14 protein-coding genes are annotated in these 19,049 nt (G+C 71.3%); 7 read left to right on the top strand and 7 right to left on the bottom strand.

The window, feature by feature from the left end:
• Positions 1-25: 25 nt before the first annotated feature.
• Positions 26-1,765 carry a recombinase family protein gene (locus ACQP2P_RS02450; RefSeq protein ID WP_433612850.1) on the top strand — a complete coding sequence of 580 codons (1,740 nt, stop codon included), beginning with the start codon at positions 26-28 and terminating at the stop codon, positions 1,763-1,765.
• Positions 1,766-1,920: 155 nt separating this feature from the next.
• Here ACQP2P_RS02450 and ACQP2P_RS02445 read toward each other — a convergent pair whose 3' ends face one another.
• Positions 1,921-2,025 (bottom strand): SHOCT domain-containing protein, encoded by a 105-nt coding sequence (locus ACQP2P_RS02445; protein WP_433618927.1) that lies wholly within the window; start codon positions 2,023-2,025, stop codon positions 1,921-1,923.
• A gap of 256 nt (positions 2,026-2,281) precedes the next feature.
• Between ACQP2P_RS02445 and ACQP2P_RS02440 the strand changes: the two genes are divergently transcribed.
• Complete coding sequence (locus ACQP2P_RS02440; RefSeq protein ID WP_433612848.1) at positions 2,282-2,527, top strand: hypothetical protein; 246 nt, start codon at positions 2,282-2,284, stop codon at positions 2,525-2,527.
• Here the strand turns inward: ACQP2P_RS02440 and ACQP2P_RS02435 are convergent.
• Positions 2,524-3,141 carry a DUF6082 family protein gene (locus ACQP2P_RS02435; RefSeq protein WP_433612846.1) on the bottom strand — a complete coding sequence of 206 codons (618 nt, stop codon included), beginning with the start codon at positions 3,139-3,141 and terminating at the stop codon, positions 2,524-2,526. The genes ACQP2P_RS02440 and ACQP2P_RS02435 overlap by 4 nt on opposite strands.
• Positions 3,142-3,429: 288 nt before the next feature.
• Entirely contained in the window at positions 3,430-4,842 is a 1,413-nt protein-coding gene (locus ACQP2P_RS02430) for a ricin-type beta-trefoil lectin domain protein (RefSeq protein ID WP_433612844.1), read from the bottom strand.
• Positions 4,843-5,029: 187 nt separating this feature from the next.
• Here ACQP2P_RS02430 and ACQP2P_RS02425 point away from each other — a divergent pair, with 187 nt between their 5' ends.
• Entirely contained in the window at positions 5,030-8,854 is a 3,825-nt protein-coding gene (locus tag ACQP2P_RS02425; RefSeq protein ID WP_433612842.1) for an HD domain-containing protein, read from the top strand.
• A gap of 53 nt (positions 8,855-8,907) precedes the next feature.
• A complete protein-coding gene (locus ACQP2P_RS02420) occupies positions 8,908-10,539 on the top strand; it encodes an MFS transporter (RefSeq protein ID WP_433612840.1) in 1,632 nt (543 codons plus the stop codon).
• Here ACQP2P_RS02420 and ACQP2P_RS02415 read toward each other — a convergent pair.
• On the bottom strand, positions 10,518-12,341 hold the full coding sequence (locus tag ACQP2P_RS02415) for a sigma-70 family RNA polymerase sigma factor (protein WP_433612838.1): 1,824 nt from the start codon (positions 12,339-12,341) through the stop codon (positions 10,518-10,520). The two genes, ACQP2P_RS02420 and ACQP2P_RS02415, sit on opposite strands and share 22 nt — an antisense overlap.
• Positions 12,342-12,485: 144 nt before the next feature.
• Here ACQP2P_RS02415 and ACQP2P_RS02410 point away from each other — a divergent pair, with 144 nt between their 5' ends.
• The gene (locus tag ACQP2P_RS02410) at positions 12,486-14,885 is read left to right on the top strand and encodes a Tex family protein (RefSeq protein WP_433612836.1); all 2,400 of its coding nucleotides are present in this window, start codon (positions 12,486-12,488) and stop codon (positions 14,883-14,885) included.
• Here the strand turns inward: ACQP2P_RS02410 and ACQP2P_RS02405 are convergent.
• Together ACQP2P_RS02405 and ACQP2P_RS02400 are read right to left on the bottom strand one after the other, a co-directional pair.
• A complete protein-coding gene (locus ACQP2P_RS02405; RefSeq protein WP_433612834.1) occupies positions 14,851-15,444 on the bottom strand; it encodes a class I SAM-dependent methyltransferase in 594 nt (197 codons plus the stop codon). The genes ACQP2P_RS02410 and ACQP2P_RS02405 overlap by 35 nt on opposite strands.
• On the bottom strand, positions 15,441-15,620 hold the full coding sequence (locus tag ACQP2P_RS02400; RefSeq protein WP_433612832.1) for a hypothetical protein: 180 nt from the start codon (positions 15,618-15,620) through the stop codon (positions 15,441-15,443). Before ACQP2P_RS02400 ends, ACQP2P_RS02405 begins: the two co-directional genes overlap by 4 nt.
• A 101-nt stretch (positions 15,621-15,721) precedes the next feature.
• On the opposite strand from ACQP2P_RS02400, the gene ACQP2P_RS02395 reads away from it, so the two are divergent.
• Together ACQP2P_RS02395 and ACQP2P_RS02390 are read left to right on the top strand one after the other, a co-directional pair.
• On the top strand, positions 15,722-15,928 hold the full coding sequence (locus ACQP2P_RS02395) for a zinc-binding dehydrogenase (protein WP_433612830.1): 207 nt from the start codon (positions 15,722-15,724) through the stop codon (positions 15,926-15,928).
• Positions 15,929-16,049: 121 nt separating this feature from the next.
• Positions 16,050-16,910, top strand: coding sequence for a DUF2207 family protein (locus tag ACQP2P_RS02390; RefSeq protein ID WP_433612828.1), 861 nt, complete (start codon positions 16,050-16,052; stop codon positions 16,908-16,910).
• A gap of 566 nt (positions 16,911-17,476) precedes the next feature.
• Here ACQP2P_RS02390 and rho read toward each other — a convergent pair.
• On the bottom strand, positions 17,477-18,685 hold the full coding sequence (gene rho, locus ACQP2P_RS02385; RefSeq protein WP_433612826.1) for a transcription termination factor Rho: 1,209 nt from the start codon (positions 18,683-18,685) through the stop codon (positions 17,477-17,479).
• Positions 18,686-19,049: the final 364 nt, after the last annotated feature.

The following is a 19,049-nucleotide window of genomic DNA, read 5'->3' as shown; positions in this document are numbered from 1 at the left end:
TGTTTAAGCCGTACGCTCCCCGCTCATGGCGACCAGACGGGTACCAACCGGGGTGCGTGCCCTCGGCGTAGTCAGGCTCTCCCGACACTCCGGACATCCGAACGATCCAAGCACCAGCCCGGACCGGCAACGCGACGCCGTTGTGGCCGAGGCTGCACGGCGAGGGATGACCATCGTTGGTTGGGCTGAGGACTTGGGGGTGTCGGCTGCCAAGGTTCCGCCGTGGGACCGACCGGACCTAGGCCCGTGGCTCCAGCGTCCGGATGAGTGGGACGCGCTGATCTTCTGGAAGCTTGACCGGCTATGCCGGTCGGTTGGCGACTTTGCAACCATGGTCAACTGGCTCCAGCCGGACCGCGGAGCAGCCTTCCAGCACCACCGCTTGCCGGCCATCGATAAGCCCAAGAACCTCGTCAGCACCACCGGCGAAGTCGACCTGAGCACCAACATGGGCCGAGCCATGGCAACCATCGTCGCTGTGTTCGCTGAGCTAGAGGCCAGCATCATTCAGGAGCGCGTAAACGACGCTCGCACCGAGATGTACGAGCAGAAGCGTTGGCCTGGTGGCAGGTACCCGTACGGATATCAACCGGTGCGCCTGAAAACCGGCGGGTGGGTCCTGGAGCCAAACCCGGACACAATGCCGATTGTCGCGGAGCTTGTTGACCGGGTGTTGAAGGGTGAACCTGCGTACGCGGTTCAGCTGGACTTTGACAAGCGCGGCATTCCGACCCCAAAGGGCGGGACCTCCTGGACACAGGTCAACGTTGGCAAAATGTTGCGCTCCAGGGCCCTCCTGGGCGAATACACGTTTGAATCCATCACCGGCGACGACGCGGTGCCTGTTGACCCGAAAAGGGCTGAGCCGCTCATCAGTGCTGCCCAATGGAACGCGCTTCAGGAGCGTCTTTCCAAGAACGGGACTCGGCAACGGGTGACCGGGGCAAGCATGCTCTTGGATGTGGCTTTCTGTGCCGCGTGCGGCGAGCCTATGTACCTCCGCACCATGAGGCAAAAGAACGCGAACAAATCCGAGGTTCTATACGAGTATCGCTACTACGGCTGTGGCGGTAACTGGTCCCGGCGTGTCAAGTGTGAGGCGAAAGCGAGCATTCGGGCGGAAAAGCTTGAGGCCATCATCTCCGATGCCATCATGACCGCCATCGGAGACTTAGAGATGACCCGAACCGAGCGTGTACCCGGTGTCAGCTACGCGGCGGAACTGGAAGACTTGCGGCGAACACTTGACGACCTGATTGCTCGCACTGCTGGCAAGTCCGCGGCTGTGGCCGCCGTGTATGAGCCTCGGATTGTGGCAACCGAGGCCAAAATTGACGAGCTATCGGCGCTCCCCGAACAGCCGCCGACTGTTCGCAATGTGGGTACCGGTCAGACCTACCGGCAGTTGTGGGAGGCCGCAGACGTGGCCGGCAGGCGCCAACTGTTGCTTGAATCGAAGGTGAAAGTTGAGGCCATCAAAGTCGGCGATGGGGGCCTGAAGTTAGGTCGTTTTGAGCGCCCGGACGGGTTCGCGGTGGGGGTGGCAACCGTCGTGGATGGCGTCCAGGTCGTGATGTACCTCCCCGAGGGGTTAGCTGCCCGCGCTACGGGCAACCCTGACGCACGCGTGACATACCGGGAGCAGACGTTTTTCCCGGACGATCCCGGAACAATCATCAGCATCGCCAGCAATCTGCAACAGGAGTTATCCATTCAACGTGGCGATACTCCACCAGGGCGCCGCAGGGCGCCCAGGACGAGATAGAAGCATCAAGAAAGCCCGGTTGCTACTCAGTAGCAACCGGGCTTTTTTTCGTCTCTATGCCACGCTCATGACCCTTAATACTGCAACGGCGGATCTCCATCTTGAGCGGTCCGTCCGCGTTCGGTGATCCGAGCGAAGACTGGCTTGCTCGAGTGTCAGAGGCGCCCGAGCAACTCAGCCTTCTTCGCCACGAACTCCTCATCCGTGAGGATGCCGGCATCGTGGAGCGAGGCGAGCTTCTCAAATCTGCCCAACGACATCCGGCTGAGCCGCGACCACGGCCGGCGTCCCCGGCGCGCCTCGCTTAGCCGCGGAGTTGGCCGCCCGCTCCCACACGGATTGACGACGTCCACACCGTGACGGTCGCGATGCGTGCCGGCCAATTTCCTTCGGTGGGTGCTCGTACGGCTGATGAGCCGGCACCCGGGGCGTGGAGACACGTGCCCGATTTGCTCCTCCGGTAGAGTCCGCGGCGTTGCATGCGCGCTCGCAGCGCGACCCCACCGAAAGGACGTGATGGAGCGCTCCGTGATTGCTCGCCGCCTCGGTTCGACCCCGTACCAGCGCGGCTCCCGTCAGGAGTTCAGCTGCCCTGACATCTTCGAGCTCGCCGACGGACGGTTCGCCGTGATCGGCACCGACATGACGGCCGAGCTGTCCGCGCATCTTCCGCCGGACGCCGGGGTCGCCGACTACGAACGCATTGTGGTTATCACCCGCGACACGATGCTGCACGCGAAGCGCGACATCCCGGACGCCTAGCCCGGCGCCCGGGCTCGGCGGAAGGCCTCCTCGCACATCCGGTCGAACTCCCGGCTCAGCGGGTCGCCCTCGCGAACGCGGAGCCGGGTTTCCCGCACGGACTCCCAGAACTGCTGCACCACCGGGCTTTCGAAGACTTCCACGATCGTCTCGAGCCATACACGCTCGTCGCGGTCGGCGATCCGGTAGCTCAGGTTCACGTGTGACAGGACGAGGTTGGCGTAGAGGAACTGCTTGCGCTGCCGAGGTGTGATCTCCGGGCGGTATTCGGGCCACACCTCGGCCAGGTCCTCGTCGTCGATCGCCATCCGCAGCAGTTGCATGTGCAGGGCGCGCAGCGTCGACTCGGACGTGCGGAACAGTTCGTGGCCGGACTGTTCGGCCGCCTCGCGTTGCATTCTGAGCTCCGCACGCTGCATGCGCAGCTCGTTGAACTGCACCCACAGGGTCGCGAGCACCACGATCAACGCGAATGCCGAGAAGATTCCGTTCACCACCGAGAAGGCGTCGCTCAGCTCGTCCCAGCCCCGGGGCGCGCGCGTGCCGGTGGCGATTTCCGCGGCGCCGATCCCGGCCAGGCCCAGCACGCCGGCGAGGAGCGCGGCGGCCAGCAATGCGCCGGTCACGATCAGCGGTCGCGCCGAAACGACGCGACCGGCAGGAAGTCTGCCCATCGCTCACCCGACCTCATGAACGCCTTCGCACCGGCCGGAGCCGGGCGACCAAGGATCCATCATGGGCGTCGAGGATGATATTCGGCGATCGCATTCCGGGACTCATGGTTGAATGAATCGTGAATGAACCGGAACCGCACGTCCGCAACTCACATTAGCACCGGAAATTGCTCGGGACCAAGCGATCGCCGCCGAATTCACGGCGCATCGGCACGTGCATTCACGAAGCTACTGCATGGTCCAGATCTGGCTCGGGGCGGCCGCGCAGTCCCAGATGACCACGATTGAGCCCGAGCCGGTGCCGGCCGCCGTCAGGCAGCGTTTCGCGTTGGGGTTCTGCCACGTGTTGTCCGAGCGGCGCACGAAGACCTGTGCCGGGGTGCCGTTGCACGGGTACACCTGGACCGGCGTGCCGTTCGCGGTGTCCCGGTTCACCACGTCGAGGCAGTAGCCGTTGTCCGCGAGCAGCGTCGCGCCCGTCGCCGCGTTGCCCTGGACGCGGAAGACCTGGGCCGCGTCGCCGCAGGCGTCGATGACCACGCGGTTGGCGGAGCCGGGGCGGTATTCGAGGCACTTGCGCGACTGCGCACCCATCAGGCGGCCCTGGGTCGGCTGGACCGGCGGCGGCGGGGTGGTCGTCCTGGTCACGGTCGGCGGGGCGGTCGACGGGGACGCCGGCTGGGAGGCGGCCGGGGCGGTCGTCGCGGCGTGGGCGCGGGTCGTCGTCGGGGCCGCGGCGTCGGTCGCCGGGTCGTCCGTCGCCTCCGCCGACGCGGACGGGGACGCGCCGGCGGCACCGACCGGGACCCGGCCGCCGGGCATGTCGACGCCGGGGACCTGGCCCGGCAGGGCGTTGTCGTTGCCGCCGGAGCCGTCGCCGCGCATGGCCTGGAAGACCACGGCACCGGTGATGAGCAGCAGGAGCACCGCGACGGCGACGGCGCCGACCGGGTACTTCTTCCACGGCATCACTCGCCGGCGCCGGCTGCCGCGGTAGTCCTGGGCGTCCTCGTGGTCGTAGTCCGTGACGATCGCCAGCGCCGGGGCCCGGTAGTCGGCCACCGTCGGGGAGTCGTCGGCGGGAACCACGGGGCCGACGGGAAGCAGCTCGCCTTCGACCGTCTCGACCACCGTCTCGTCCGCCGGCTCCGGATCGACGGCGGGCGCGGGATCGGCGGCCGACTCGGGATCGACGGCCGACTCCGAGTCGACGGCCGGCGAGGGGTCGGCGGTCGGCGAGGGGTCGGGGGCCGGCGAGGGGTCGGCGGTCAGCTCGGGGTCGTTGGAGATGCCCGGGAGCGAGACGATGAACGCCAGGTTCTCGGCGTCGCCCAGGTTGGCCGCGTCCGCGCGCCGCTCGCCGGCCAGCGTCGCCACCGGCGACGGGTCCGGCTCGTCGTCCCTGACCGGCACCGGCGCCATGGCGACAGCGGTCGGGCCGTCGGGGCGGCGCTGGTGCGGCACCGCCGGAATCGTCGGCTTCGGCGGCGTGAACGGCTCCGGCAGCACGCGCGCGGCGGCCGAGGCCGTCGGGGGCACGCGGTGGCGGGGGTTGGGACCGGCGGCGGGGGGCAGCGGGCCCGCGAGTGGGGGCTGCGCGCCCGAATCGCCTGCGTTGTCCCCGTCTCCAGCGACGGACATGCCGTGATCCCCCTCAAGGAGCCGAAGAAAGCCGAGAGCACCGTAGCTGCTCGCGCAACAAAAGGCGACCGGCCGGAAGTCCAATCCCGGTCTTACGCGCAGTGCGTTGCGATCCCCCGGTAAGTTTTCCCGCATGGTGCCAACGGGCTGGGAAACGATCGCGGGGCAGCATACGGTTTGGGGTCGTGTGGACGATGCGTCGACGCATCGTGACCAAGCCGTTGCGCTGGTGCGGGAACTCGCCGCCGCGCGCGGCCGGGCCGCGGCCTCGCTGGGTGATGACCCGTGGCAGGACGACGACTTCGGCGATCGCATGTCGGACCAGATCAGCAAGCTGGTCGACCTGCTGCCGCCGGACGTGCGGTTCACGGGACCCGAGGCGTTCCTGCTGGTGACGCTGCCGCTGCTGCATGACGCTCTCTGGTCGGGCCTGGCCGCCCAGGAGCGCGGGGTGCAGCCCGGCGACCTGGAGCCCTCGCAGGACGCGAGCAGCGACCGGGCCGCGTTCGAGCGCTTCACGCAGACCTATGCGCAGCCACACCGCCGGGCCCTGGCCGCGATCCGCGCCGGGCGCCGCGAGACCGCGGCCGAGCTCGGCTGGTGGCTGCTGCACCGGTGGATCGGCCGCCGCCCGCAGGCCTACCAGCCGGCGACGATCGCGGCGCTGACCGGCGCGCCGCAGGACGCGCGCACCGCCGAGCTGCTGCGCGCGATCCGGGCCGATCCGGCGTTCCTCAACCGCCACGACCGGCCCGAGTCGCTGCTGTCGCGGCAGGGGGAGGTGCGGGAGCGGCTCGTCGGTTTCCTGCTGGCCATCGCGCGCGGCCTGGCGATCGAGGTCACCGTGCTGCCGGAGGTCGTCGGCGAGCACCTCGGCATCGGCGACCCGGTCACCGCGGAGCAGGTGCTGCAGACCGTCCGCGACTCGCGCTGGGACCTGCGGGGCGCGACGATGGTGCTCACGGCCGCGTGCGCGCACCCGTCGATCGAGGTGGCCCTGCGCGCGCACATCGACACGCTGAACCAGCTGCTGGCCGAGGCGCAGCGGGCGGCGAGCCGCGACGAGGCGCTGCTGCCGCTGCGGCACCTGCCCAACCGGGCCGCCACCGACGACGTCGGGCCGCTGGTGCGCGACGGCGTGCCCGCCTACCAGTCCGCCGGCGTGCGCTTCCGGCTGGCCGAGGACCGGGTCCGTGAGCTGCTCATGGGCGAACAGCTCTACGGTGACCCGGCACTGGCGATCCGGGAGCTGTACCAGAACGCGCTGGACGCCTGCCGATACCGCGAGGCGCGCACGGAGTACCTGACCCGCGCCCACAACCGGACGCTCCCGTGGGACGGGCACATCACGTTCACCCAGGGCGTCGACGAGCACGGCCGCGGCTACCTCGACTGCTCCGACAACGGCATCGGCATGGGCGTGCGCGAGCTCAGCGAGGTCTTCTCGCAGGCCGGCGTGCGCCTGGCCGACCTGCCCGAGTTCCTGGAGGAGCAGGCCGAGTGGGCGCGGCTCGACCCGCCGGTGCAGCTGTTTCCGAACAGCCGCTTCGGCATCGGTGTGCTCAGCTACTTCATGCTCGCCGACGAGCTGACCGTGCAGACGTGCCGGATGGGCCGTGACGGGCAGTCCGGCGAGCGGCTGCGGGTCTCGATCGCGGGGCCGGGCAGCCTGTTTCGCATCCAGGACCTCGGGCCGGGCACCGAGACGGGCACGACGGTCCGGCTGCACCTGCGCGACGGCGTGACCGTCAGCGCCGTCGAGGAGCTGCGCAAGCTGCTGTGGGTGGCCGAGTTCGCCACCGACGCGACCGACGGGGTGCAGAGCCAGGGCTGGTCGCCCGGCGTGCTGTCCAGCGCGGCCGCGAGCCTCGGCGAGGACGAGGACGAGGAGGATCGCGTCGGGCCGGGTGTGGTCGCGGCCGAGGGGTCGCGGGTCTGGTGGTGCCGCAACAACGGCGCGCTGCTGGCCGACGGGCTCTACGCCGGCCGGGAGATCTTCGGGGCGGTGGTCAACCTCAACCGGGACCTGGCGCCGCGGCTGTCCGTCGATCGCACGAAGATCCTGGCGTACCGCGAGGACGACGTCGACCGCCTGCTCTGGGAGGCCGTCCCCGCGCTCACGGCGCCCGGCACGACCCTGCTGGGCTACGAGTGGCTGTGCCGGCTCGCCCCCGTCCGCCCGCTCGTGGCGGACCTGATCTACGAGCAGGCGATCGAGCGCGGCCACGGCCGGTGGGAGATGGACGGCGAGACCGTCGACGCCGCGGTGACCGGCTGCTTCGTGGCCAACGACGGCCCGGTCGGCGGCCCGGACGAGCTCGTCGAGTGGCGGCTCACCGCGCTGGCCGCGGGCGGGCGCTACCGCAAGGTGCTGCGGCCCGGCCCGGAGTGGCAGCGGGCGCTGCGGGCCCGGCCGTCCGACGCGCTGCTGCTCAGCGTCGACGTCGATGGCACCGGTCCGTGGCTGGACCCGGTGGACATCGTGCCGCTCGTGCACCTCGTGCGGGCGGCGCGCAAGACCGGCCGCTCGGCCCCGGAGATCGCCGCGCGGCTGGACGCGCTCGGCTTCGAGCCGTCGGTGGGCGCCGAGTCCGTGGGCGTGGACCCCGACGACCTGATCTTCACCAGCCGGGACGTGGACGGGACGCGGCCGTGGCTGCAGCCCGATCAGCCGGTGCATCTGGTGCATCTGCTACGGGCCGCCCATCGCAGCGGCCGGACCGTGCACCAGGTGGTGGCGCGGCTGCGGCAGCTGGGCTTCGAGGTGGACGTGGACGTCGACGTGCTGCCGCTGGAGCAGTTCGACGCGCGCGACCTGACCATCGCCAGCCGGGACCTGGACGGCTCGCACCCGTGGCTCGACCCGCGGGAGCCGGTGACGCTGCTGCACCTGCTGCGCGCCGCGCACAACGTCGGGCTGCCGGCCGACGAGACCGCGGCCCGCCTGGCGCTGCTGGGCTACCCGCTGGTCAGCGGCTGGGAGACGCTCACCACCGAGCCCGACGACCTGGTGCTCATCTCGCGCGACCTCGACAGCACCTCGCCGTGGCTGGACCTGCACGAGGAGGTGGCGCCGGTGCACGTGCTGCGCGCCGCCGAGCGGGCGTCGCGGCCGGTGACCGAGGTCGCGGCGCGGCTGCGCTCGTTCGGCTTCTCCCTCGGCGGGAACCTCGACGCGATCGAGGTCGTGAAGCTGGAGCCGGAGGACCTGCAGCTGGCCAGCCGCGACCTGGACGGGTCGCAGCCGTGGCTGGACTCGTCCCGCCCGGTGCCGCTGATCCACCTGCTGCGGGCCGCGGAGGCGACCGGCCGCGAGGTGCGGGAGGTGGCGGCACGGCTCTCGGCGTGCGGGTACCGCGTCGACGTCGACCCGGACGCGATCCTCATCGACCACCTCGAGCCCGACGACCTGACCATCACCAGCGAGGACCTCGACGGCTCGGACCCCTGGCTGGACCCGATGAAGCCGATCCCGACGATTCGCGTCCTGCGCGCCGCCCAGCGGACCCGCCGCAGCGTGCACGACATCGCCGCCCGGCTCACGTTCCTGGGCTACGCGGTGAGCCTGCACGGCGCCGGGCCCACCCTGGACCAGGTGGAGCCCGACGACCTGCTCATCACCAGCCGGGACCTGGACGGGTCGCAGCCGTGGCTGGACATCGAGGAGCAGGTGCCGCTGCCGCACCTGCTGCAGGCCGCCCGGCGGGTGCGCCGGCCCGTGCACGAGATCGCGGCCCGGCTGGAGACGCTGGGGTACACCGTGGACGTGGATCTTTCGAGCATCGCCGTGGACTCGGTGAAGCCGAACGACCTGTTGCTGGCCAGCACCGACCTCGACGGCTCGCGCCCGTGGCTCGACGCCTCCCAGCCGGTGCCGCTCAACCACCTGCTGGCCGCGGCCCAGAAGATCCGCAAGCCGATCGAGGACGTCAGCGCGCGGCTGCGGGCGCTGGGCTACTCGGTGCCCGACGTCGACTCCCGCCTGCCCCGGCTGCGCCCCGGCGGGGTGTAGCAAACCTCACGAGGCATCGACCCCCATGCCCGCCATGGGCCAGAATTACATCGATGCCTCCCTATTGGCCGGTCGTGCGCGACCGGGTCTTCGGCCGGGTCCTGCCCGGCCTGGCCCTCTCCGCGCTCGGCGACGGGATGAGCGCGGTCGCGATCGGCTGGCTCGCCCTGCAGTGCGCGCCGCCGGGGCAGCGCGGGCTGTGGATCGGGCTGGCGATCGCGGCGTACACGCTGCCCGGCGCGTTCGGCGCGGTGCTGCTGGCCCCGCTGCTGCGCGGCCGCAGCGGGGCGCATCTCGCCGCGCTCGACGCGGGCCTGCGCGCGCTGCTGCTCGGGGCCGTGCCGGTGCTGGCCTGGGCGGGCGCGCTCACCATCGGCCGGTACACCGCACTGCTGGCCGGCTCCGCGCTGCTGTCGGCGTGGGGGTCGGCGGGGCGGTACACCCTCGTCGCCCAGGTCCTCCCGGCCGAGCTCCACGTGCCGGCGAACGCGCTGCTCACGCTGCTCAACGAGGCCGCAACGGTGGCCGGGCCGGTGCTCGCCGGGCTGCTCATCGCCTGGCTCGGCGCGCCCGCCGTGCTCGCGGCCGACGCGGTGACCTTCGCGGTGCTGGCCGTCTCGTTCGCGCTCGTGGGCGCGCGGGCGCCGCTGCCCCGGCGGGGGCGCCGCTCGGCCGGGTTCGCCGCGATCCGCAAGGATCGGCGGCTCCTCGCGCTCACGGCCCTGTCGGCGGGGTTCTTCCTGCTCTTCGGGCCGGTGCCGGTGGCCGTGCCGCTCCTCGTGTCCTCGGCGCCGGAGGTGGCGATGCTGTACGCCTCCTTCGGCGTCGGCGCCGTCATCGGCGCGATCACCATCGGGCACCTGGCGCGCCTGCCGCTGTGGCCGGCCGCGATCGGCTCCGTGCTCGCGTTCGGCCTGCTGCTCCTGCCGCTCGGCCTCGGCCTGCCGCGCTGGGCCGACCTGCTCACGCTGGCCCTGACCGGGCTCGCCTGGGCGCCTTTCCCGACCGCGAGCATGTCGCTCTACCAGCGGCTGGTGCCGCCCGACCGGCTGCCGCCGGTGCTGGCCGCGCGCGGCGCGGTGCTCGTCGTCGCCACGCCGCTGGGCACGCTGCTGGGCGCGCCGCTGGTGCAGGCGGCCGGCCCGGCCACGACGCTGGTGGCGTGCGGCGCGGCGACGACGGTGCTCGGCCTGGCGGCGCTGGTCGTGCGGCTGCGTGCCTCGCTCGGCTCAGGCGCCTGCTCAGCCGGACGCTCAGGCGACCTCGTCCAGCACGCTGAGGTGGGCGCAGAGGCGGCGGGTGTACTCCCGCAGCGCCGCGATCGCCTCGTCGACGTCCTCGGTGAGCACGTCGGGCAGGTCGATGAGCATCCGGCGCCCGTCGACCGTGGCGTACCCGCTCACCTCGAAGTTCCCCTCGCGCACCCACACGTCCACGCCCAGGTCCACGGTGGTCCGCTCGTAGCGCAGCACGACCCCGACGAGCGCGAAGGGCGACTCGCCGGGGCCGATCCGGCCGATGCGGCCGATGAGCTCCCAGTGCAGCGGACCCCGCATGTGCCCGTGCGTCGCCGCGGCCTGCTGGCCGAAGCGCTGGAAGTCCTCGCACGCCTCGTTGAGAGCGGCGAGCAGCGTGGCGGCCCCACTCGATCTCGCGTCCATGGTCATCCTCCTGCGGCTCGATAGGCGGCGCCCACCTGGGTGGGGGTGGTGCCGTTGCTGTAGAGGCCGGTGTCGCCGGACTTGCTGGTGTAGAGCAGGAACCAGCTGTACCGCTCGACGTAGGACAGGCCCTGGAGCATGGCCGTCGAGCTGTTGACGAACGCGACCTGCTGGTCCGTCGAGGGGTAGACGGTGCCGTTGTCGAAGCGCATCAGCGCGTACTCGGTCAGCCAGATCGGCAGGTGGTAGCGGTTATAGACGTTTTGGATGTAGGTCTTGAGCTGGTTGGCCGCGTTCGGGCCGAAATCGCCGCCGTACCAGTGCAGGGTGATGAAGTCGACCCGGTAGCCGCGCTGCTTCACGCCCTGCATGAACTGGTCGAACCAGCCGCCGGGGGTGTCCGCGCCGTAGGCGGGCGCCGGGCTGCCCAGCCGCATCCCGGTCGCCTGCAGCTGCGGCCACAGGTCGAGGACCTGCTGCGGGGTCATGTTCGACTGTTCCTTGAGATCCGGCTCGTTGAACGCGAGCAGGGTCTTGCCGTTGGCCTTGGCCTTGGCCAGGTCGCCGCTGACGTTGCCGCCGCCCCAGATCATGGGCACGAACTCGGCCCCGGAGACGCCGGACATCGGGGTCGGGGACCAGTCGTAGTACCAGCCGGCCCGCACGTCCTTGATCGCCGGCCCGTTGCTCGCGCCGAACTTGTCGTTGGTGCTGACGCCCTTCTTGGCGCTCCTGGTCGGCGGGGGCAGCGCCGCGACGGTGCTCTTGGCCGGGGTCGCGCTGGGCGGCGCGCTGCTGGGCGGCGCGGACGGCGCCTCGCTGGCCGGAGGCGGGGCGGCGCTGGTGGACGGGGCCGCCGCGACCACGGCCGGCTTCTCGTCGCCCTGGGTGGCGACGTAGGCCGCGCCCGCGGTGCCGGCGATGGCGGCCGTCGCCGCGAGACCGACCAGCGCCGGCTTGGAGGCGGTGAACCAGCCGAACAGCACCGCCTTGAGCCCGCCGGCCTTGCCCGTGCTGACCGCGGCCGTCGTGGTGGCCGCGGTCCCGGCACCGGCGCCCGAGGCCATGGCGCTGAAGACGAACGGGACCGGGACGAGCGCGACGCCGGCCAGCAGGCGCTCGGCCGCGACCATGTCCGACCACGCCCGGTCGCACTGCTGACACTCCCGGGTGTGCCGGGCCAGCCGCTTGCGCCACAGGGCGCTCGGGCGGCCGTCCCAGGTGTGCAGCACCGCGCTGAGCTCGGGGCAGCGGGGCCGGGCGGCCAGCGCGCGCACGACCGCCCGGGCCGCGTCGAGCTGGGCCTTCATCCGCTGGATGCGCACGGCCGCGTGCTGGCGGGTCAGGTGCAGCGCGTCGACGACCTCCTCCCGGTCGAGCTGCCCGGCGGCCTCCAGCCACCACAGTGAGAGCAGCTCGCGGTCGTCGTGGTCGAGCCAGCGGGTGGCCTCGGCGACCTCCTGGCGCTGGCCGGACAGGCGCAGCCGGGTGATCGCGAGGTCGGCGAAGTCGGCGCCGGGGTCGGCGGTGTCGGTCGGGTCGGCCCAGTCCCCGACCAGCGGCGCCTGGGTCTGGCGGCGATGGCGGTCGCGGACCTGCGACATCGCGATGGCCACGGCCCAGGAGCGGAAGCTCTCGGGCTCGCGCAGCCGCGGCAGCCCGTCGACGATCCGCAGCATCGTCTCCTGCACGACGTCGTCGACGTCCGCGTGCCCCTGCAGCGCGCGCCCGACGATGTTGTAGATCAGCGGCAGGTACTCGCCGACCAGGGCATCCAATGCCCGCTGGTCACCGGCTCGTGCCGCGATCACCGTGGCCGTGCTCATTCGCGCCTCCTGTCGGACCTATTCAGGAGACGTGGTGCGCCGGGGTCAATAACGCTTCCTCAAAAACTACTTTGCGTGACTGACCCGTTGCGTTATTTGGTGTTGTGGCTGATGGGACCTCGCGGGGCGCGTGGGGCAGAATGCATGGTCGTGACGGTCTCGATTCACCAGCGCATCGCGGAAGAGCTCGGCGTCAGGGAACGGCAGGTGACCGCGGCGGTCGACCTGCTCGACGGCGGGGCCACGGTGCCCTTCATCGCCCGGTACCGCAAAGAGGCGACCGAGATGCTCGACGACGCGCAGCTGCGCACGCTGGAGGAGCGGCTGCGGTACCTGCGCGAGATGGAAGAGCGCCGCGCCGCGATCCTCGAGTCGATCCGCAGCCAGGGCAAGCTCGACGAGGCCCTCGAGGCGCAGATCAACGCGGCCGACTCGAAGGCCCGGCTCGAGGACATCTACCTGCCGTTCAAGCCCAAGCGCCGCACCAAGGCCATGATCGCCCGCGAGGCCGGGCTGGAGCCGCTCGCCGACGGGCTGCTCGCCGACCCGACGGTGGACCCGCAGGCGGCCGCGGCCGTCTTCGTCGACGCCGAGAAGGGCGTGGCCGACGCCGCCGCGGCGCTGGACGGCGCCCGGGCGATCCTCGTCGAGCGCTTCTCCGAGGACGCGGACCTCATCGGCGAGCTGCGCGAGAAGATGTGGGGCAAGGGCCGGCTCGTCTCCAAGGTCCGCGAGGGCAAGGAGACCGACGGGGCCAAGTTCTCCGACTACTTCGACTTCAGCGAGCCCTACACCAAGCTGCCCTCCCACCGCATCCTCGCCATGTTCCGCGGCGAGAAGGAGGAGATCCTCGACCTGGTGATGGAGCCGAGCCAGGACCCTGAGGCGCCGTCGCTCTACGAGCCGGCGATCGCCTCGAAGTTCGGCATCCGCGACGAGGGCCGCCCCGGCGACAAGTGGCTCGCCGACACCGTGCGCTGGGCCTGGCGCACCCGCATCCTCGTGCACCTCGGCATCGACCTGCGCATGCGGCTGTGGCAGGCGGCCGAGGAGGAGGCGGTGCGGGTCTTCGCCGCCAACCTGCGCGACCTGCTGCTGGCCGCCCCCGCCGGCACCCGCGCCACGATGGGCCTCGACCCCGGCTTCCGCACCGGCGTGAAGGTCGCGGTCGTCGACGCCACCGGCAAGGTCGTCGACACGCACACGATCTACCCGCACGTGCCGCAGAACAAGTGGAACGAGTCGATCGCGATCCTGGCCGCGCTGTGCCAGAAGCACAAGGTCGAGCTCATCGCGATCGGCAACGGCACCGCCTCGCGCGAGACCGACAAGCTCGCCGCGGACCTGATCAAGCAGTTCCCGCAGCTGTCGGTCGTGAAGGTGATGGTGTCCGAGGCGGGCGCCTCGGTCTACTCCGCCTCCGCCTACGCCTCCCAGGAGCTGCCCGGCCTCGACGTGTCGCTGCGCGGCGCGGTGTCGATCGCCCGGCGGCTGCAGGACCCGCTCGCGGAGCTGGTCAAGATCGATCCGAAGTCGATCGGGGTCGGGCAGTATCAGCACGACCTGTCCGAGTCGAAGCTCAGCCGCTCGCTCGACGCGGTCGTGGAGGACTGCGTGAACGGCGTCGGCGTCGACGTCAACACCGCCTCCGCCCCGCTGCTGACCCGCGTCTCCGGCATCGGCTCGACCCTGGCCACCGCGATCGTCGCGCACCGCGACGCCAACGGCCCGTTCCGCAACCGCCGGGCGCTGAAGGACGTGGCCCGGCTCGGCCCGAAGGCGTTCGAGCAGTGCGCCGGCTTCCTGCGCATCCCCGACGGCGACGACCCGCTGGACTCCTCCTCGGTGCACCCCGAGGCCTACCCGGTGGTCCGGCGCATCCTGGCGACGACGGGCGGGGACCTCAAGGCGCTCATCGGCAACGGCACGGCGCTCGCCCGGCTCAAGCCCGCGGACTTCGTCGACGACACCTTCGGCCTGCCGACCGTCACGGACATCCTGAAGGAGCTCGAGAAGCCGGGCCGCGACCCGCGCCCGGCCTTCAAGACCGCCGAGTTCGCCGAGGGCGTCGAGAAGATCTCGGACCTGACCCCCGGCATGCTGCTGGAGGGCGTGGTCACGAACGTGGCCGCGTTCGGCGCGTTCGTCGACGTGGGCGTGCACCAGGACGGCCTCGTGCACGTCTCGGCGCTGTCGCGCACGTTCGTGAAGGACCCGCGCGAGGTGGTCAAGCCCGGTGACATCGTGCGCGTGAAGGTGCTCGACGTGGACATCCCGCGCAAGCGCATCTCGCTCACGCTGCGCCTGGAGGACGAGGCCACCACCGCGTCCAAGCCCCGCGAGAACCGCGAGTCCCGTGGCGGCGGCGGTGGCGGCGGCGGCCGTCCGCGCGGTGGCGGCGGCGACTCGCGCCGCTCCGGTTCCGGGGGCGGCGGCGGCTCGTTCACGGGCGGCGGCGCGCTCGCCGATGCGCTGCGGCGGGCCGGGCTCGACAAGGGCCTCGACGGGCTCAAGGACCAGCAGCCGAAGCAGCGGCGGAAGTAGCGAGCCGCCACACCGTGGTGCGCATGACGTCCCCGTCCTCCAGTGCCCGGCGGACGGGGACGTCGTATGTGGCCACCTGCTCGAAGAGCCGCTCGGGCAGGAACCCCCGGCCGGGGTCGCCGATGTAGGCGTCCGCGCGGCGCAGGAGCTTCAGCACCGTCTGCGCGACGCTCGCCGAGTAGAACACGTCGCCGGCCAGGATCACGTCGGCCGGCACTGGCTCGGCGGCCGTTTCGATGACGACGTCGTTGGCCGCGGCATTCCTGAGGGCGGCCGCTCGCGCCTCGGCATCGGTGTCGACGGCGATGACTTCGCGCGCACCGGCGAGTTTGGCCGCGATGGCGACGACGCCGGAGCCGCTGCCGAGATCGACGACGCTTCTGCCGCTGACGACGTCCGGCCGGTCCAGGACGAACCTTGCGAGAGCCACTCCCCCGGGCCACGCGAAGCGCCAGAACGGCGGGGGCGTGTCGCTGCGGTATCCGCCGGTGGCGTCGAAGAGCCGGACGTGCTCGCCGGCGAGGTCGAGCGCGATTTCGGGCAGCAGCGGGGGGTTCATCTGGGTAACGATATGTCGGGCGCTTCGCTAGCCCGACATATCGGACATTTCATGATTTCATGGGAAGCGCGCGATGTTCTGCTCAACCCAGGTCCTGAGCAGGAGAGCGGGCCGTTGGCGTCGCGGCCCAGCGGGGTGAGGCTGTACACCACCCGGGGCGGGACCTCGGCGAACACCTCGCGCTCGATCAGCCCGTGCTCCTCGAGCCGGCGCAGCGCCGCCCGGCCTCGACCTGCTGCCGCTGAAGGCCAAGAGCATCACGTTCGACTGGGAGCTGATGTTCACGCGCCCGTTGTTCCAGACGCCGGACATGGCCGCACAGCACGAGCTGCTGAACCGCACCGCCGAGCTGGTCGACGCCGGCTCCGTGCGGCACACCATGACGTCGAACCTGGGCGCGATCAACGCGGCGCGCCTGGCCCGGGCGCACGAGATGGTCGAGGACGGGCACATGGTCGGCAAGGTCGTCCTCGGCGGCTTCTGAACGGCTTGAGTGATTCGGCGGGAGCGGGGTTCAACGGTCTAAGGTGGTTGGGCCCTGCCCCGTTCGGCGGGGCTCCGACGTTCCGCCCGATCGACGATCCGCCCCCGCCCGGAGGTTCCCCGTGGACTGGCCCCCGTTCCTGCAGCTCAGCGTGCCCGTCACGCTCGCGGTGTGGGTGCTGCTGACGGTCGTGGCACTCTGGCGCTCGCGGCCGCGGCTGCCCGAGGCCGGGGAGGCGCTGGACACCCCTCCGGGTGAAGAGCCCCCGGCGGTGGTGAGCCTCATGGTCAACCGGTGGCGCTCCGACGAGGACGCGATCGACAGCACGCTGCTCGACCTGGCCGCCCGCGGTTTCCTGGAGCTGCGCCAGCCCGGCGAGGACCCGGAGGAGACGACCGTACGGTTGCGCAAGGGGGACGGGCGGAGTTTGACGCCGTACGAACAGCAGGTCCTCGACCGCGTCAACCAGCTCTCGGTCAACGGCGAGGCGTCCCTGACCAGCCTGGCGTTCCGCAGCTGGACGGAGGCCCGCCGCTGGCGAGGCGCGTTCTACCGCGCGGTGATCGAGGAGTCCCGCACCCGCGGCCTCTCCCAGCGCCGCCTCTCCCGCTCGACGCGGCGCACCCTGCTGGGCACGGCCGCGATCCCGGCGGCGTTCATGTTCGCCACGTGGATGTGGGCCGCGTACAAGCTGCACGCGAACCTGGCCGACCAGGTCACCGGCTCCTTGATGGCCGCGGGCGCGGTGTACCTCGCCATGTACCTCGTCGTCGAGATGCGCTGGAGCGACCAGAGCACGCCGGAGGGCACGCGGACGGCGGCGGGGTGGCTCGCTTACCGGGCCCACCTGGTCGCGGTGGAGGGCGTCAAGGACCTGGCCCCGGCCGACGTGGCGTCCTGGGGTCGCGAAATGGCCTTCGCCTCGGCTCTGGGCGTGCTGCCCACGGAGGAGGCCCTGATGCGGTCCCGGGTCGCCCTGTAGCGCGCACTCGCTTCTGCTCTTTCGCGGACCGCCTTGTTTCGCGGGCTTCTCGCGGCCGACTCTCAGCCGCTTCCGTGCGCGCCGTGGCCGGTCGGGGTCGGGGTCGGGCGCTCCGCGCGCCCACCACGAACTCGCGGTCGCAATCCCGCGCGCGCCGTCATCGCGTCCGCGCTGGTCGAGGGCTGGCCAGGCGCCCAGCGCGCCCACCACCGACTCGCCGTTCGCGATCCGCGCGCCGTGGCCGATCCGGCGCCCCGCGCGCCCACCTCGCGGGCGCCCGCGCCCAGCTCGCGGGCGGTCTCGACAGCTCACCGCCCGCACACCGTCGCGGTCGCACGCCACGCGCGCCGTGGCCGATCCGGGGTCCCGCGCCCACCGCGCGGGCGGGCTACCCACTCACCGACCTGCCCGGCCTGTCCTCGTTGACTTAAGCCGGCCTCGTGACGTCCACCGAACCCACACTTCGGCATGGCTCGGCGGGCGTTCCGATATCCCTACGCTACCACCCTCGAAAAAGTTCGATCTTGCAATCTCACGAGGGGTATGCGGGACATCACTGCGTGGCGTCAGGCCTGACCACGCAGCAGGAGGGTGAGGAACTCGGCGTTCGACTGGGTCTTCGACAGGCGGTCGATCAACTGCTCCGTCGCCGGCGAGCCCGTCGCGCTCAGGGCCTTGCGCAGGCGCTGGACGGCCACCAGCTCGTCCGGGTGCAGGATCACGTCGTCGCGGCGGGTGCTCGAGCCGTCGATGTCGATCGCCGGGAAGACGCGACGGTCGGCCAGCTTGCGGTCCAGCTTGAGCTCGGCGTTGCCGGTGCCCTTGAACTCCTCGAAGATGACCGTGTCGCCCATCGAGCCGGTCTCGACCAGCGCGGACGCGATGATGGTCAGCGAGCCGCCGTTCTCGATGTTGCGCGCGGCGCCGAGGAGGCGCTTCGGCGGGTAGAGCGCGTTCGCGTCGATGCCGCCGGTCAGGATGCGGCCGGAGGCGGGGGCCGAGTTGTTGTACGCGCGGCCGAGCCGGGTGATGGAGTCGAGCAGCAGGACCACGTCGTGGCCGAGCTCGACGAGGCGCTTCGCCCGCTCGATGGCGAGCTCGGCGATGCCGGTGTGCTCGGCGGCCGGGCGGTCGAACGTCGAGGCGATGACCTCACCCTGCACGGAGCGCTGCATCTCGGTGACCTCTTCGGGCCGCTCGTCGACCAGCAGCACCATGAGGTGGCACTCGGGGTTGTTCGTGGCGATGGCGTTCGCGATCGCCTGGATGACCATGGTCTTGCCGGCCTTCGGGGGCGACACGATGAGGGCGCGCTGGCCCTTGCCGATCGGCATGACGAGGTCGATGAGGCGGGTGGTGAGCCGGCGCGGGGTGGTCTCCAGGCGCAGGCGCTCCTGCGGGAACAGCGCGGTCAGCTTGCTGAACTCGGGGCGGTTGCGCGCCCACTCCGGGTCGTTGCCGTGGACGGTGTCGAGCCGGGTGAGCGTGCCGCCGTTGGCGCTGCCGGTGAGGGCGTCGCCGTGGCGCAGGCCGTATTTGCGGACCATCGCGGCGGGAATCGCGACGTCTTCGGGGCCGGGCAGGTAGCTGTCGACCCGCAGAATCATCTTGTCGCGGTGGACGTCGACGATGCCGGCGACGTCGCGCGCGTCGCCCGGGGTGGGCGGCTGCGGCTGGTTGGCCGGGCGGCTGTGGTCGCGGTTGCGCTGCGAGGAGCGGGTCCTGCGGCGGCCCTGGCCTGCGGGATTCTGTTTCTGGGCGGTACGATCCAACACTTCGATTGGGGCCATATGCGTCCTCCTAGGACTGTGCGGCCTGAGGAAAGGGTGCTCTTCGGGTACGCGTGTATCCGAAGAACGGGCTGCGCTGCGTGTACGGTGGCCGCCTGGCTTCCTACGCGAGAGCGTGACACGCGGTGGCGAAAGGGCGTCCCCGGGCGGCAGATTGCCGACTTCCGCGGGACTGGCTCGACGGTAACGCGAACACGATCGGTCGGCAAGCCCTGCGCGTGGCGTGGCGGGCAACCGGCCACCCGAGGATGGACCGGCGCGGCTCCCGGGGCAGGTTCAAACGACCTACCCGGCTAATCGGCACATAAGCCGCGTGGAGCAACCGGGTACACCGGCAGCAGGGACCACC

The organism is Dactylosporangium sp. CA-139114, assembly GCF_050955725.1.
GTDB lineage: Bacteria > Actinomycetota > Actinomycetes > Mycobacteriales > Micromonosporaceae > Dactylosporangium.
Note: the sequence above shows the minus strand (reverse complement) of the source record. Positions and strands in the feature narration are given on the sequence as shown.